The organism is Mycobacterium sp. NGS27 (assembly GCF_059813005.1).
In genome coordinates this window covers 20840-36149 of record NZ_JCALDT010000015.1, presented here as the reverse complement: position 1 = coordinate 36149, position 15310 = coordinate 20840, and the positions used below count along the sequence as shown (strand labels likewise).

General features: G+C 65.9%; 14 protein-coding genes. 6 read left to right on the top strand and 8 right to left on the bottom strand.

The window, feature by feature from the left end:
- The coding region (mbp1, locus tag AC5Y30_RS25340; protein ID WP_499922024.1) for a microaggregate-binding protein 1 at window positions 1-212 on the bottom strand (212 nt) is incomplete at its 3' end.
- A 355-nt stretch (window positions 213-567) separates the two neighbouring features.
- Here mbp1 and AC5Y30_RS25335 point away from each other — a divergent pair.
- The 6 genes from AC5Y30_RS25335 to AC5Y30_RS25310 are packed head-to-tail and all read left to right on the top strand — an operon-like array spanning window position 568 to window position 7371.
- Window positions 568-1413 carry an enoyl-CoA hydratase gene (locus AC5Y30_RS25335; RefSeq protein ID WP_499922023.1) on the top strand — a complete coding sequence of 282 codons (846 nt, stop codon included), beginning with the start codon at window positions 568-570 and terminating at the stop codon, window positions 1411-1413.
- A 30-nt stretch (window positions 1414-1443) separates the two neighbouring features.
- Window positions 1444-2646, top strand: coding sequence for an amidohydrolase family protein (locus AC5Y30_RS25330; RefSeq protein ID WP_499922021.1), 1203 nt, complete (start codon window positions 1444-1446; stop codon window positions 2644-2646).
- Between the two features lie 23 nt (window positions 2647-2669).
- On the top strand, window positions 2670-4295 hold the full coding sequence (locus tag AC5Y30_RS25325) for an acyl-CoA synthetase (protein ID WP_499922019.1): 1626 nt from the start codon (window positions 2670-2672) through the stop codon (window positions 4293-4295).
- The gene (locus AC5Y30_RS25320; protein WP_499922017.1) at window positions 4292-5122 is read left to right on the top strand and encodes an amidohydrolase family protein; all 831 of its coding nucleotides are present in this window, start codon (window positions 4292-4294) and stop codon (window positions 5120-5122) included. The genes AC5Y30_RS25325 and AC5Y30_RS25320 overlap by 4 nt, the downstream gene beginning before the upstream one ends.
- A 2-nt stretch (window positions 5123-5124) precedes the next feature.
- Window positions 5125-6171 carry an acyl-CoA dehydrogenase family protein gene (locus tag AC5Y30_RS25315; protein WP_499922015.1) on the top strand — a complete coding sequence of 349 codons (1047 nt, stop codon included), beginning with the start codon at window positions 5125-5127 and terminating at the stop codon, window positions 6169-6171.
- The gene (locus AC5Y30_RS25310) at window positions 6172-7371 is read left to right on the top strand and encodes an acyl-CoA dehydrogenase family protein (RefSeq protein ID WP_499922013.1); all 1200 of its coding nucleotides are present in this window, start codon (window positions 6172-6174) and stop codon (window positions 7369-7371) included.
- 78 nt (window positions 7372-7449) lie between these two features.
- On the opposite strand, the gene AC5Y30_RS25305 is transcribed toward AC5Y30_RS25310, so the two are convergent.
- From AC5Y30_RS25305 to AC5Y30_RS25275, 7 genes are all read right to left on the bottom strand, one after another.
- A complete protein-coding gene (locus AC5Y30_RS25305) occupies window positions 7450-8604 on the bottom strand; it encodes a thiolase family protein (protein ID WP_499922011.1) in 1155 nt (384 codons plus the stop codon).
- Window positions 8601-9815: a CaiB/BaiF CoA transferase family protein gene (locus AC5Y30_RS25300; RefSeq protein ID WP_499922028.1), complete on the bottom strand. Its 1215-nt coding sequence runs from the start codon at window positions 9813-9815 to the stop codon at window positions 8601-8603. The genes AC5Y30_RS25305 and AC5Y30_RS25300 overlap by 4 nt, the downstream gene beginning before the upstream one ends.
- Window positions 9816-9836: 21 nt before the next feature.
- Window positions 9837-11045, bottom strand: a complete 1209-nt coding sequence (locus AC5Y30_RS25295) for a cytochrome P450 (RefSeq protein WP_499922009.1) — start codon at window positions 11043-11045, stop codon at window positions 9837-9839.
- A 122-nt stretch (window positions 11046-11167) separates the two neighbouring features.
- Window positions 11168-12820, bottom strand: coding sequence for an acyl-CoA synthetase (locus tag AC5Y30_RS25290; RefSeq protein WP_499922007.1), 1653 nt, complete (start codon window positions 12818-12820; stop codon window positions 11168-11170).
- An 8-nt stretch (window positions 12821-12828) separates the two neighbouring features.
- The gene (locus AC5Y30_RS25285; RefSeq protein WP_499922005.1) at window positions 12829-13449 is read right to left on the bottom strand and encodes a PaaI family thioesterase; all 621 of its coding nucleotides are present in this window, start codon (window positions 13447-13449) and stop codon (window positions 12829-12831) included.
- Window positions 13446-14075 carry a cysteine hydrolase family protein gene (locus tag AC5Y30_RS25280; protein ID WP_499922004.1) on the bottom strand — a complete coding sequence of 210 codons (630 nt, stop codon included), beginning with the start codon at window positions 14073-14075 and terminating at the stop codon, window positions 13446-13448. Before AC5Y30_RS25280 ends, AC5Y30_RS25285 begins: the two co-directional genes overlap by 4 nt.
- A complete protein-coding gene (locus AC5Y30_RS25275; RefSeq protein ID WP_499922003.1) occupies window positions 14072-15079 on the bottom strand; it encodes a Rieske 2Fe-2S domain-containing protein in 1008 nt (335 codons plus the stop codon). Before AC5Y30_RS25275 ends, AC5Y30_RS25280 begins: the two co-directional genes overlap by 4 nt.
- Window positions 15080-15310 lie beyond the last annotated feature (231 nt).

The following is a 15310-nucleotide window of genomic DNA, read 5'->3' as shown; positions in this document are numbered from 1 at the left end:
TCATAGGCCTTGGCCTTACCACGGGCCTTCTCAGCGGCGGCTTCCTTCTTTCCAGCGTTGCGCTGGGCTTCCGCCTTGTCCTGCTGAGCCTTACCCTCGTCGATCAGGCCGTCGTTGCCGATGATGATCCCGATGACCTGCTTGGTCTTACCCAGGGCATCTTCGACGATGCCTCGAACCAGTTCGATCGGGCCACTCTTGACGTCAACCACTGCAACTACCTCCCCATTGATTGGCTGGCTCCTCGTGGGTTTCCCGATCGCGGGGCCGATGCAAACGTCACGGCGACGTGGGACACACCACAGAAATCAAGCCTTGCGCCGTCGCGGACGGCTTGTGCACGAGAAAAGGGTGCGGGCCCCCGCCCGTCGCGCGGGTTGCGACTGCGTCGAAATCCGTCTTAGCCGGGCCGTCGATCTGCGGGCGGTTTGAAACTGCCCTTCGCGCCCGAAATCGCAGTGTAGCCGCGGTTTCACCCGGGACTGGCTGCGGTTGTGGAATGCGGTACCGATAGGTATACAGTATGGGTACAAACTCGCCCGCTGGTCACTATGAGGGGACGGTCCGATGAGCGCCGCCGACCGTGTGGTCACCGATGCGGCGGTGCTGTATGAGGCCACTGAAACCGGTGTGGCAATTCTGACGTTCAATCGTCCGGATCGCCTGAACGCCTGGGGGCCCGACATCGCCGCGGGGTTCTACGCGGCGATCGATCGCGCCGAGCAGGACCCGGCCGTTCGCGTCATCGTGGTGACCGGCCGGGGCCGGGGATTCTGTGCGGGCGCGTATTTGGGCGCACCGAGTGCTGCACCCGACTACGGCGAGACGATGGAGAAGGCGGCTCAGAAGGACCTGGCCGACTTGGTGGGGGAGCGCCCACCCCACTTCGTGACGACGCTGCGCAAGCCCGTCATCGCTGCCATCAACGGTGCTTGTGTCGGCATCGGGTTGACCCAGGCGCTGATGTGCGACGTCCGGTTCGCGGCCGCCGGCGCGAAGTTCGGCGCCGTGTTCGCACGCCGCGGTCTAATCGCGGAGTTCGGGATCTCGTGGATACTGCCGCGGCTGACCAACTGGGGCGTGGCTCTCGATCTGTTGCTCAGCGGGCGGACCTTCCTCGCCGAGGAGGCGGCCGAGCTGGGCCTCGTGAAAGAAGTTGTCGCTCCGGACAATCTGATGAATCGCGCCCTGAACTACGCCGAGGACATCGCCGCGCATTGCTCTCCGGCGGCGATGGCGGTGATCAAGAGGCAGGTCTACGGCGACGCGACCCGCGACGTCGAACAGGCCAATTCGCTCGCCGAGGTTTTGTTGCACGAGGCCATGCCGCGCCCTGACGTGATCGAGGGCATCACGAGTTTTCTGGAGAAGCGGCCGCCGCAATTCCCATCGCTCGATTCGACCGACGCTTAGTGTTCGCCGGTATTGGCGGAAAGGATGATCATGGCTGACTTGGGTTACCAGGCGATCGACGTCGACAACCACTACTACGAGCCGCTGGACTCGTTCACCCGTCACCTGGACAAGAGGTTCAAACGGCGCGGCGTCCAGATGGTCACGCAGGGCAAGCGGACCTGGGCCGTGATCGGCGACCGAGTCAACCACTTCATCCCCAATCCCACCTTCGATCCGATCATCGTGCCGGGCTGCCTCGACCTGTTGTTCCGCGGCGAGATTCCGGAAGGCGTCGACCCGGCCTCGCTGATGAAGGTCGAACGGCTGGCGGACCATCCCGAGTACCAGAACCGCGATGCCCGGATCGCGGTGATGGACACCCAGGACATCGAGACGGTGTTCATGCTGCCGACGTTCGGCTGCGGGGTCGAGGAGGCGCTCAAACACGACATCGAGGCGACGATGGCGTCGGTGCATGCGTTCAATCTGTGGCTCGACGAGGACTGGGGCTTCGACCGGCCCGATCGCCGAATCATTGCCGCGCCGATCATTTCGCTGGCCGACCCGGCCAAGGCCGTCGAAGAGGTCGAGTTCGTATTGGCGCGCGGCGCCAAGCTGGTGCTGGTGCGGCCCGCGCCGGTGCCCGGCCTGGTCAAGCCGCGCTCCCTGGGCGATCCCAGCCACGACCCGGTGTGGGCCCGGCTGGCCGAGGCGGGCGTGCCGGTGGGATTCCACCTGTCCGACAGCGGTTATCTGCACATCGCGGCGGCGTGGGGCGGCAAGGCGACGTTCGAGGGCTTCGGGGCCAAGGATCCGCTGGACCAGGTCCTCCTCGACGACCGGGCCATCCACGACACGATGGCCTCCATGATCGTGCACGGGGTGTTCACCCGTCATCCGAAACTCAAGGCGGTCAGCATCGAGAACGGCTCCTACTTCGTGCACCGGCTGATCAAGCGGCTGAAGAAGGCGGCGAACACCCAGCCCCAGTGGTTCCCCAAAGACCCGGTGGAGCAGTTGCGTAACAACGTGTGGATCGCCCCCTACTACGAGGACGACCTACCGGAGCTGGCCGAGGCCATCGGTGTCGACAAGATCCTGTTCGGCTCCGACTGGCCGCACGGCGAGGGCCTGGAATCACCGGTGTCGTTCGCCGAGGAGCTGAAAGGCTTCAGTTCGTCCGACGTGCGAAAGATCATGCGGGACAACGCGCTAGACCTTCTCGGCGTCCAAGTCGGCTCGGCCGCCTGATCGGGACGAGGCCGACTACGCCCGTGAGCGAATGGACCATAGGGGCGGTTCTCGACGAAATCGCCAACATCATACCCGACCGGACGATGACCGTCTGCGGCGGCCGCCGCAGCACCTTTCGCCAGTCGGCAGAACGCACGCGCCGATTGGCGAACTTCCTGGCGGGCAACGGGTTAGGGGCTCATCGGGGACGCGCATCCCTGCGGAACTGGGAATGCGGGCAGGATCGGGTCGCGCTCGTGATGCACAACGATCTGTACGCCGACGTGCTCGTCGGCTGCCTCAAGGCCCGGACCGTTCCGGTGAACATCAACTACCACTACACGCCACGTGAGGTCGGCGAGCTGCTCGACTACGTGCGGCCCAGGGCGGTCATCTACCACCGTGGGTTGGGCGCGGCGTTCGCCGACGTGCTCGCGCGCGACGGCGTGGAGCTCTTGGTGTCGGTCGACGACGGCAGCACGACCCCGGACCTGCGCTGCTCCGTGTCATTGGATGATGCACTGGCGCAAGGGGATACCGACCAGAGCGTGATGGCGTCGCCGGACGATCTGCTGATGATCTGCACCGGCGGGACGACCGGCCGGCCTAAGGGTGTGCTCTGGCGACAGTCCGACATGTACGTGACGTCGATGGTGGGGGCCGACCACGCCTGCGCCCAGGAGATCCACGACAAGGTGCGTGGTGGCGCCGGTGCACCATGGTTCGCCGTCTCGCCGCTGATGCACGCGGCCGGCATGTGGACAGCATTCGCCGCGATCATGGCGGGTACCCCGGTGGTGCTCTATGACACCTCGAAAAAGCTTGACCCGCACGTGGTCTGGGAGACGGCCGAACGCGAGAAGGTCGGCATGATGACGATGGTCGGCGACGCCTATGCCGCGCCGCTGGTGGCGCAGTTGCGGGCTGGTTCCTACGACCTGTCGTCGCTGTATGCGATCGGCACCGGGGGCGCCGCGACGAATCCGAAGTATCAGCAAGCCCTGCTGGAACTGCTACCGCAGATCACGCTCATCAACGGCTATGGCTCGTCGGAGACGGGCAACATGGGATTCGGCCACAGCCGGCCCGGCACGCAAGCCGACACCTTCACGCTGCGCGAGGGCGGACTGGTGCTTTCCGAGGACTACAGCCACTTTCTTGCCCCCGGCGAGACGGAGGTGGGCTGGGTCGCCCGGGAAGGGCGAATACCGTTGGGCTACTTCAACGATCCCGAAGCCACGCTTAAGACGTTTCCCGAGATCGACGGCAAGCGGGTGGTCATATCCGGTGACCGGGCAGGATTGGAACCCGATGGAACGTTGCGGCTGTTCGGCCGTGACTCGTTGGTGGTCAACACCGGCGGTGAGAAGGTTTTCGTCGAGGAAGTCGAAGAGGTGCTGCGCGCCCACCCGGCGATCGCCGACGCCTTGGTGGTCGGTCGCCCCAGCGAGCGCTGGGGCGAGGAACTCGTGGCCCTCATCGAACTCCGCGACGGAGCCGTCGCGGGCGCCGCGGAGCTGCACGCGCTCTGCACGTCGCGGCTGGCGCGGTTCAAGGCGCCCAAGGAGTTCGTCGTCGTCGAGCGGGTTCAGCGCCTGGGCAACGGCAAGGCCGATTACCGTTGGGCGAAACGTCACGCAACAGCAAAGGCGCCGATGTCGACATGAAGGTCATCGATTGTCTGGTCAATGTGCACTTCGGCGAGACCGAGCGGCAGCCCTCCTGGATGCTCAAGGTGCGTGACGACTACTTCAAAGGGCCGGAGTCGATGTTCGAGCCGGTCGAATTGTCGAAGCTGCTCGAGGAGATGGACGCCCAGGGCGTGCGCAAGGCGATCCTGATGGACAACCTGGCCAAGCCGTCGGTGACCGCGCGCAAGTTCGTCGAGGAGAAGCCCGACCGGTTCGCGCTGGCGATGGGCGGGGTCAACCTGCTGCGGCCGATGCCGTCCCTGCGGGAACTTTCCTCCGTCGTCAACGACCTGCCCGTTGCCTATGCCGCTGTGGGACCGAGCTTTTGGGGTGACGGTCAGTACCCGCCGAGCGATGCCGTGTACTACCCGCTGTACACCAAGTGCGCTGAGCTCGGGCTGCCGCTGTGCATCAACACCGGCATTCCCGGGCCGCCCATCCCCGGGGAGGTGCAGAACCCAATGCACCTCGACCGGGTCTGCGTGCGATTCCCCGAACTGAAGCTGTGCATGATTCACGGCGCCGACCCGTGGTGGGACATCGCGATCAGGCTGCTGATCAAATACGCAAACCTGCGGCTGATGACGTCGGCGTGGTCACCGAAGCGGTTGCCGGACAGCCTGTTGCACTACATGCAGACTCGCGGACCGAACAAGGTGATCTTCGCCTCCGACTGGCCGGTGCTGAAAATGCACCGCGTCGTTCCCGAAGCGGCCGGGCTGGATCTGCCCGCCGAGGTGCTCGACAACTATCTCTACAACAATGCGCAAGAATTCTTCTTCGGTGGCCAGAAGGAAGGCTGAGGATGGACCGCTATGAACTACGTAGGCTCGACTACAGCCTGACGTCGGATCACGAGGCGATACAGGCCGCCTACCGCGATTTCTTCAAAACGCATTGCCCGATCGAAACCGTGCGCGCCGCCGAGGAGACCGGCTTCGACAAGAATCTGTGGGAGCGGTTGTGCGCCATGGGCGCGACGACCATGGCGGTCCCGGAATCCGCGGGCGGAGACGGCGCGACGCTCGTCGACCTGACCTTGGTGGCCGAGGAGATCGGCCGGTCGCTCGCGCCCGTGCCGTGGATCGACCAGGTCTGCACCGCACGGCTGCTCGCGCGCCTCGGCGAGGCTGAACCGGACGTCGTGCATGGCAGGCGTCTCGCCGCGTTCGATCCGCAGCAGGACAGCGCCTCCGGCGCTCGGCTCCTGCCGACCGGATCGATCGCCGATCAGATCATCGTGCGCGAAGACGGGGCCGTGGTCGCGCTGACGTTCGGCACGCGCCCGACCAAGGTGGACAACATCGGCCGGTTGCCGATGGCCTGGGTGGATCCGGCGACCGCCGACACCCGCACCGTGCTGGCCGAAGGATCCGACGCGTTGGCGGAATATCAACGGGCGCTGGATGAATGGCGGGTGCTGAGCGCGGCGGCGTTGGTGGGCCTGGTGGAGGAGACCATGACCATCGCCGCCGAGTTCGCCAAGACGCGTTACACGCTGGGGGTCCCGATTTCGACGCTGCAGGGCATCTCTCATCCGTTGGCCAACATCGCGATCACCGTGCAGGGCGGCCGCAATCTGGCGCGGCGGGCGGCCTGGTTCCTGGACAACGAGCCGCACGAGCGACCGGAGCTGGCGCCCTCGGCGTTCGTGTTCATGGCGGAAGAGGCGGCGAAGGCCGCGACCATGGCGGTGCACATCCAAGGCGGACTTGGCGTTTCGGCCGAGGCCGCCGCCACGGCGTATCTGGTACGTGCCCGCGGGTGGGCGCTGGCCGGCGGGGATCCCGGCGCCAGCGCCAAGTACATCGGCGAGCTGGTCGCCGCGCGCGAAAGTGGAAAGGGCGCCTAAGTGGATTTTTCACGAGTCACCCTGTCCGACGACGATCAGCGCTTCCTCGAGGAGGCGCGCGAGTTTCTGCGCACGCATGTGACGGAAGACGTCATACGCCGGGACCGGGAAACGGGCGACAACTTCGACGAGGGAGTGCACCTGGCGTTGGGCGCCGCCGGCTACCTCGAACGCGAATGGAAGCCGGAGGCCGACGGTGGCTTCAGCCGGCTGCGTCGCCGCATCTGGGAGCTGGAGAAGCGGCGCGCGCACGTGCCCTGGGTGACCTGGGGCACCACCGCCATGGTGGCCCGCTCGGTCGCGAGGTTCGGCTCCGCCGAGTTGCGGGACGAGGTGTTGCCGGGCGTCTTCAGCGGACACGTCAGGCTGTGCCTGGGCTACACCGAACCCGAGGGCGGGTCCGACATCGCCACCTGCAAGACCCGCGCGGTGCGTGAGGCGGATGGATCAACCTGGATTATCAATGGCTCCAAGATGTTCACCACCGGCGCGCACAACTGCCAGTACGTCTTCCTCATCACCAATACCGATCCGGACGCTCAGAAGCACAAGAGCCTGACCATGTTTCTGGTCCCGCTGAACTCCGCGGGCATCGAGATCCAGGGCATCCGCACCGTCGATGGTGACCGCACCAACATCGTCTACTACAGCGACGTGCGCGTCGACGACAAGTATCGCCTGGGCGACGTGAACGCCGGCTGGACGGTGTTGCGTGAACCCCTCAACACCGAGCACGGGGCGGTGGCGGCCGCCCCGGATGGGCTGCAGGATGTCTCGATCATGATGCACCAGGCCGGTTTCATGGCGAACGCCCTGGACAAGGCCGCGGCCAAAGTGGGCGAGCGAGACCCGAACGGGCGCAGGCTCATCGATGATTCGGCGGTGGCATATCGCTTGGGGCGCAGCGCGGCACGGATGGAAGCGTCGTTGAGCGCGCCCAGCATCTTCGGGCGCGTTGCCCTGGCGCAGACGATGCGCGACATCTCGCCGGACCTGATGGACATCCTGGGCACCGCGGCGACGCTGCCCCTCGGCACCGACGGCGCGGCCGACAACGGGGCCGCGGAATACGTGTACCGATTCGCCCCGCTGGTCGGCATCTACGGCGGCACGCTCGAGGTGTTCCGCAACATGATCGCGCAATACATGCTGGGCCTGGGTAAGCCGGCGTACGCGCCGGTCGCGCGGAAAGCTTCCTAGCTTCGTCGAGCGTGAACTGACGGCGCAAGCCTTCGGCGTGTCGTAACCGCCAGTTGACGTTCGGCGCTGGGGGCGCCGTCAGGTCGTGAGGATCGTCGCCGCGGCGGTGCCCGGCGCGCCGTACAGCTGGGTGAATCCCACCTTCGGGTTGCCGGGCACCTGGCGTTCACCCGCCTCGCCGCGGAGCTGGCGCACGATTTCGTGGATCTGCCGCAGGCCGGAGGCGCCGATGGGCTCGCCGTTGGCGATCAGCCCGCCGTCGGTGTTGACCGGCAGCGCGCCGTTGATCTCGGTGGCGCCGTCGGCCAGGAGCTTTTCCTGGTCGCCGTGTTCGCAGAACCCGCACTCGGCCATGTGGATGATCTCGGCGCCGGCGTCGGTGTCCTGTAACTGGATGACGTCGACGTCGTCGGGCGAGATGCCGGCTCTTTCGAATGCGCCGCGGGCGGCGTAAACCGTTGGTGCCACGTCTTCTTCGACGGGTGCGCACGTGGTGTTGACTTCGTAGGCCCCGTAGCGGCGGGTGCGGACCTCCACCGCCCGCAGGTAGACGGGCGTGGAGGTGTAGCGGTGCGCGATATCCGCTCTGCACATGACCACGGCGGCGGCGCCCTCGTCGGGCGCGCAGAACATGTATTGCGTCAGCGGGTAATTGAGCATCGCCGAGTTCAGGATGTCTTCTTCGGAGATCGGCTTGCGGCGAAATGCGTTGGGGTTCATCGCCCCGTTGCGGAAGTTCTTGGCGGCGACCTTGGCCAGGGTCTGCTGGGATATGCCGTGCTCGTGTAGGTAGCGGTTGGCTTTCATCCCGAAGAACTGGGTGGTCAGATATTGCCCGTTTTCCGCATACCAGCGCGGCATTCCGACCAGTGCGGGGTCCTCGGTGAACGCACCGCGCGGGTGCTTGTCCAGACCGACGGCGATCCCGATGTCGTAGTCGCCGAGCCGGATGCCATCGGCGCACGCCTTGGCGGCGCTGGCCGCGGTCGCGCAGGCGTTGAACACGTTGGTGAACGGGATGCCGGTCAGCCCGACCATGCCGACGATCGCGTCCGGGTTGGCTACCGTCCAGCTGCCGCCGGTGGCGAACTGGACGTCCTGCCAAGCGATTCCGGCGTCGGCGACCGCGGCGAGAATGGCGTCGACACCCATCTGCATCGCCGACTTGCCCTCGAAGCGGCCGAACGGGTGTAAACCCACGCCGATGATGGCGACATCGTTATTGGGGGTCACGCAATGGCCCCTGCATTCTTGAGTTCCTCGATCCGGTCCCAGTCCATGCCGAGCTCCATCAGAACCAGCTCGGTGTGCTCGCTGGCCTGGGGGGCACGGGTCGTCGTCAACGGCTCGTGGTTGAACTGAACGGGGCCGCGGACCACGCGGAACGGCTTGCCTCCGCCGGCGAGCTCGACTTCGGCGATCATGTCGTTGGCGATCGCCTGCTCGTCGTCGACCAGGTCGATGAGGCTCTGGAACGGCGCCCACTGGCCCTTCAACGTCTTGAGGTGCTGCCGCCAATAGTCAAAGGGCTTGCCGGCGAAGGCCTTCGCGATCAGCTCGGCGGCCGCGTCGGCGTTCTGGATCAGGGGAAGCACGTCGGCGAAGCGGGGATCGTCGGCCGCCTCGGGAATGCCCAGGTGTTCGAACGTGTCGCGGATCAGCCCGGTCGGGCTGATGATGCACAGGTTGATGGTGCCGCCGTCGGAAGTCTCGTAGTTGCCCATGAACGGATTCACCGAGGGCGCGCCGGAACCCGGCATGGGAGTGCGCATCACCTCGCCGGTCTCCATGCCCTGTGTCACGCTGGCCCCGGCCGCCCACCACGCGGTGCTCAGCAGCGACACGTCGAGCTCGACGGCCTCACCGGTGCGCTCGCGATGCAGCAGCGCGGCCGAGATGCCGCCGGCGATGAACATGCCGCCGATCGAGTCGCCGAATGCGGGAATGCCTTGTCCCAGTGCGCCGCCCAGCTCCTCGGGTGTCAGGGCGTACCCGATGCCGCTGCGCGTCCAGAACGCTGTGCCGTCATAGCCGCCGGTGTCACGCTCGGCCCCTTTGTCGCCGTAGGCTGAGCCGCGGGCGTACACGATGTCCGGGTTCACCGCGCGAATGTGCTCGACGTCGAACTTGTGCTTCTGGCGTTGCGCGGGCTTGTAGTTGGTGAGGAACACGTCCGCCGTCTTGGCCAGCTCGTAAATCACTTCCTGGCCGCCCGGCGTGGAGACGTCGATTCCGACGCTGCGTTTGCCCCGGTTGGGATGTTCCATCAACGGGTGTCGTTCCGGATCGATCTGAATGCCACCCATATTCAGGAAGCCGCGCTGGGTATCGCCGCGGCCCGGGTGTTCGACTTTGATGACGTCGGCTCCCCAGTCGGCCAGGATGGCTCCCGCCGCCGGAACGAAGGTGAACTGCGCAAGCTCGAGGACCCGAAAGCCCGTCATGACTTTGACCATTTCCGGACACTACTTCGCGTCGAACGTCACTGGAAGCGCATTCGGTGACCGGAACGGCTGGCCGTGGATGTGCGGGTCATCATCGGTCAGCAAGGTGACGTTGGTCAGCCGGTCCAGCAGGCATTCCATCGCGACGCGCGTTTCCAGCCGGGCCAGATGCAAACCGAGGCAGGTGTGCTCACCTGCGGCGAACGAAATGTGCGGCGTGTGCTTGCGGAAGATGTCGAACTCTTCGGAGCGTTCCCAGCGTCGCTCGTCGCGGTTCGCCGAACCGATGCACACCCCGATCACCGAGCGTGCCGGGATCTGCACGCCTTCCACCTCGGTGTCTTCGGTCGTGAAGCGTTGCACGACGGTCAGCGGTGTCTCGTAGCGCAGCCCTTCCTCGATGGCCGGTGCCAGTAGCTCGCGGTCGGCTTGCAGCGCGGCGAATTGCTCCGGGTGCGTCAGCAGCAGATACAACAGGTTTCCCGACGAGCGGTAGGTGGTTTCCAAGCCGGCCGGCAGCAGCAGACGAAGGAACGAGTAAATGGCTTCGTCGGTGAGCTTTTCGCCATCGATCTCCGCGGTGACCAGGTCACCGATGATGTCCTCGGTGGGCTTGGATTTGCGCTGTTCGATCTGCTCGACGAAATACTCCTTGAGCGCGGCCGAGGCCTCGAAGGCGCCTTCGTAGTTGACGTGATAGCTGATCAATTGCACGGCGCGCTTGCGGAACATCGGCAGGTCGTCGGCCGGCAGCCCCAGCAGCTTTGCGATGACGCGGGTGGGGAATTCGAAGGTGAAGTTGCGGATCAGGTCGGCGCGACCGGTCTCGATGAACTCGTCGATCAGGGCATTGCAGATCGGCCGCACTATGGTTGGCTCCCAGCGGGCCAGGGCCTTTGACTTGAATGCCGCGGATACCAAGTTGCGGTGTTCGCGGTGTTTCTTTCCCTCCATCGCCAGGATCGTCGGCCCCATGAACAGGCCGATGGTCTTGTCGTACGGCTTGGAAGTGAACACCCGGCCATCCCGAAACACCGTGTTGACCGCGTCGAATGACATCGCGGAGTATTCCTGCCTTGGTCGCAGGGACTCCGGCGTCTTGGAGTAGTCCATCACCGTGCCGGCGAACACGCCGGCTTCCCGCCGCTTGCGGGCGAAGAACGGGTAGGGGTCACGCAGGCTGACCGTCTCGTCGCCGGCACCGGCGGCGGTGTGCACGTTGGTCGTCACTTGATCTCCAGCATCTCGATCTCGGCACGAGTCGAACACCTACTGCGTAAGATCGTACTGTAATTATTACAGTAGGCAATATGGCACGGCCGCGTGAGGTCGCGCGCCGCCGGCATCACCGGTCAGCCATTCACCGCCTGCTCGCGCGCCCAGCGGTAGTCGGCCTTTCCGGACGGGCTGCGCTCGACGACCGGACGGAACACGATCGCTTTGGGGAGCTTGTAGCGCGCCAGCGTCCGCGCGGCGTGTGTCACCAGTTCTGCGGACTCGGCGCTGGCTCCCGGTGCGAGCGCCACCACGGCGACGACCTCCTGGCCCCACCGCTCGCTGGGCCGCCCGGCGACCACCACGTCGGCCACCGCGGGATGCGAGGCGATCGCAGTCTCAACCTCCTCGACGAAGATCTTCTCGCCGCCGGAGTTGATGGTCACCGAGTCGCGGCCCAGCAATTCGATGGAGCCGTCGGTGCCGTGGCGCGCGCGGTCACCGGGGACGGCGTACCGAACGCCGTCGATCACCGGAAATGTCTTGGCCGTCTTGGCCGCATCGCCCTTGTAACCGAGCGGAACGTAGCCCCGCTGCGCCAGCCAGCCCATCCCGTCATGCCCGGGTTCCAGGATCGCCGTCAGATCCTCGGCGGCCACGAACGTGTCCGGCCCGGCGTTGAACCTGCCGGTCGCCACCGCCCCCGACGTCGACATGTGGTGCATCTGCGCCCCGGTCTCCGACGATCCGACGCCGTCGACGACGACGGCGTTCGGCAGCGTCTCGATCAAGCGTTGCTTGACGTATGGGGTCAGCAGCGCACCGCCGTTGGCGACGACGGCCAGCGACGAAACGTCGGCGATCCCCTTCTCGATCGCGGCGACCAAGGGGCGCGCCATGGCGTCGCCAACCACAGTGACCACCATGACCTTCTCCCGCTCGATGGTGCGCACCACGTCGTCGGCGTCCAGATGATCGACGACCGTGGGGAAAACGACGGATTGCCCCGTGGTGATCGCGGTCATCACACTCCACTGGGCGGCACCGTGGATCAGCGGGGGCAGGATCATCAGCTTGGTGCCCGGGCCCGACGCGGCGCGCTCGACGATCTCGTCGATGGAGCTCGACGGCTCACCGGTCATGAGATTCCGGCCGCCGAAGGACGTCATGAAGATGTCGTGCTGGCGCCACAACACGCCCTTTGGCATCCCCGTCGTGCCGCCGGTGTACAAGACGTACAGGTCGTCGGCGGAGTGTTGCACCGGTGGCGGCTCCGGAGACACCGATTCCAGCGCGGCCTCGTAATCGACTGCGCCCTTCAGTAATTCGTTGCCCGAGTCGTCGGCGATCTGGATCAGCACGCGCAGCTGTGGCAGGTCGGGCAGGATCTCGGCGACCCGCGGTGCGAACGCGGCGTGGTAGAGCAGCGCCGTCGCCCCGGCATCCGCCAGCAGGTATTGCAGCTCGCTCTTCACGTAGCGGAAGTTGACGTTGAACGGCGCCACGCGCGCTTCGAAGCTGCCCAGTAGCGCCTCGACGAATTCGTTTCCGTTGTAGGCGTAGAGGCCCAGCAGGTCCTGGCCCACCTCGTGGCCGCCCAGCGCGGAGCGCTCCGTGTGGCAGCCCAGCCCCCGCGAGTGCAAGTACGCCGCCAGCCGGTTGGCGCGATCGATCACCTGCTCGTAGGTGTAGCGCCGGTCCCCCTGAATGATGAGCTCTCGATCGGGGATCGCGGCGGCGACGGCCTTCGCGACGGCAGGAACCGTGAAAGTTGTTGTGCTGTCGGACATCGGACCTCTCACGGCTGGTGGGGTAACAGACGAACCATCAGGCCGTTGGCTTCGCTGAGCAAGGTTCCATCGGCGGCTGTCATAGTAGCGTCAATGAAAACCTTCCTGCCGTCGACGCTGGTGATGCGGCCGTGGGCGGTCAGCGGCTGGTCGATGGGGGTGATGCTGCGGAAGTCGACGTGTAGGTAGGCCGTGCGCGTCGGCCGGATGTCGGCGGTCGTCACGACCATGCCGAACAGCCAGTCGTAAAACAGCGGGATCATGCCGCCGTGCACGGCCCGGTTCCCGCCGATGTGTGCGGTGCTGAAGTGACCGGCCATCCGAACGCCGCCGGGACCGGACTCGGTCACCATCCAGGGCGGCATCAGGGGATGGGCCAATCCGGGCAGGCTCAGCACCCGTCCGGCCACCGCCTCGGTCTCCGGGACCTGGTGGCCGTTCAACAGCGCGCAGGCGTTCTCCAGGTGAGCGGTCGCGGCGGCCCACACCGCCGGGTCGGGCTTGGTGGACACCGTGAGGTCCTGCAGACGGCGCAGCGCCGCGACGAACGGGCCCAGTTCCTTTGGCGCATCCTCGACGGGTCTGACGTCGGGGAAACCGCCACGAACTTCCGGCGCTGTTTCGGTCATCGCGGTCCTTCGTCCCAGGCCCGCAGCAGCTCGTCGGTGCTGGTGATGGTGGCCAGCAGCGACAGCGTGTGGGCGATCATCGCTGCACCATAGTCCGCGGGTATGCCGGCCACCGCGTCGCGGGGCAGGACCACGCGATAGGCGGCGTTGACGGCGTCCATGACTAGGTTGGGAATCGCGATGTTCAGCGAAACGCCGACGACGACGATCGTCGACACGCCGAGATTGCGCAGCACCGCGTCCAGGTCGGTGCCCCCCATCGGGCCTACGCCGTGCCACCGGCGCAGCACCAAATCCGAAGGCTCCGGCCCCAATTCGGGCAGCAACTCCGCGCCCGGCGTCCCGGGCGTGATGTCCACCTGATTGCCGGTGCCCATCGCGAAGATCTTCGCGTTGTGGTTGGAGCCGAGCCCGTCGGGCCGCCGCTGCACCAGGCAGTGCACGACGCGCACTCCGGCCGCGCGGGCCGCGGGCAGCAGCCGCGCGATGTTGGGCAGCGCCTCGCGGCGGGCTTCCTCCGCGAGCATCGCCAGTCCGGCGTCGGGGCCCATCACCGCGCCCTGGCACTCCTGGGTGACGATCGCGGTGTGCCCGGGTGCGGCGAGCCTGGCCAGTCGGTCCGTCATGCGGGGGCGCCCACCGGCGCGACGTCATAGAACTGCGTCGCCCATTTTCGCAGCGCCATATAGCCTTTCGCGTCGACCTTCGACAGAGCTGGGTGTTCGACGTACTTCTGGTAGCGCCAGATCTGCAGATCGTCGAACACGGTGGACAGAAACTGCTTCTCGATGACCTCGCGAAGTTTGCCGTCGGGAACGTCCCCGGTGTCCCCGGGCAGTCGCGGCCACCAGATCGAGTAGAACAAGTCCGAGCATTCGTCGTCGACCGGCGTACAAGTGAAGATCAAGCGATGGTTCTGCGCCCCCTCGAAGACGCTGATCGCGCCGCCGAGGCCGAACAGGTGGCTGTGGAACCGCAACGCGAGATCATCTGGGTTGTCGCTACGTGCGTCGGGCCAGCCCGCGATGAACTGCCATTCCTGGTCGACGATCTTCCACTCCAGCACCCTAGGCGTCACGGTGGCGTGGTGAACGTATTCGAAATGGGCGCTGTCCGGGGCATTTTCGGCCACGATCTGCGGGTGCACCGGTTCGCGCTCCGCGCGCCGGGAGAACTCCGGGTATGCGCGGTAATAAGCCGCGGGGTCCGTCTCGAACTGCGGGAACTTGTGAAAGATGTCCGGCATCTCCCATTGCGGTTCCTCGCCGTCCGGGTGGTGCCAGACGAAGACGCAGTCGTACTGCTCCCGCACGGGAAACACCTTGAGGCGTAGCCCGCGGTTGGGCCGGTCCGGCTGGTAGGGGATGTACCGGTTGGTGCCGTCCGGACCCCAGCGCCAGCCATGAAAGGGGCACTCGACGCAGTCGCCGAACACCTTGCCGCCGTGACCGATGTGCGCGCCCAGGTGTTTGCAATGTGCCTCCAAGACGTGCAGCTCACCCTGCTCATCCCGGTAGGCCACCAGGTCCTCACCGAAGTAATGCAGCGGCCGGACCTCGCCGGCGGGGAACTCCGGAGACCAGCCGACCATGAACCAGCCGGTGACTTTCCAGGTGAATGGGACTTTCACGGTCAACGCCTCTCGTGATCGTTGATACTAAATCCATTACAGTATAGATTTCAGCAGTCCGGTCCGCGCGGCGGCAAGGAGGGACATGACGAGAGCGGCTGACGAGCTGGAACCCATCCGGCAATTAAAGGCGCGCCACTGCCGCTTCCCTCCTGCAACTCCTGGTACAACGGTGGCAACCGGTGGCATACCCGAATACCGGCGCCGCTGCGACGAAATCGCGGCCGGCGG